Source organism: Kocuria tytonicola (assembly GCF_003687455.1).
In the GTDB taxonomy this organism is placed as follows: Bacteria; Actinomycetota; Actinomycetes; order Actinomycetales; family Micrococcaceae; genus Kocuria; species Kocuria tytonicola.
In genome coordinates, this window is the sequence record NZ_PHOA01000221.1 from 1 (window position 1) to 468 (window position 468).

1 pseudogene is annotated in these 468 nt (G+C 78.2%); it reads left to right on the plus strand.

The features are described 5' to 3' along the window. Positions 1-468, plus strand: a pseudogene (locus tag CWC38_RS12180) (hypothetical protein); the annotation flags it as partial.

Below are 468 nucleotides of genomic sequence, written 5' to 3' on the forward strand. Positions count from 1 at the left end.
CCCCCACGCTCTGCGTGGCCACCGCGGTGGGCTACACCGCACTCCACGGTTCCTCCGAGGACCCCGCACCGGAAGCGGTGGCCACGCAGAGCGTGGGGGCAGACGGGGAGGGAAGTGACCGCGCGGCGTCGTCCGCGGCCGCGACGCCCGGCGCGCAGGGTGCGGATGCCGGTTCCCCCCAGCACGACGCCGCACCGTCCGGAGGTGCCGCCCCCGGCGGCGGGATGGCAGCAGACCCCGGCGCAGCTGCGGCGGGGGAGGGCGCGGAGCCCGGTTCCGGCGCGGACACCCATGCATCCGGGCCCGAGGAGGCCGTGCCGTCCGCACCGTTCCTCCCCGGCACCGCGCCGGAGTGGACCCTGCCGCGAGAGCTGCCCGAACCGGCGGCAAGTGTGCCCGTGTCCGTGCCCACCGTGCCCACCGTGCCTCCTGCGTCCCCGCCGCCGGAGGTCGTGACGCCGTCCCCGC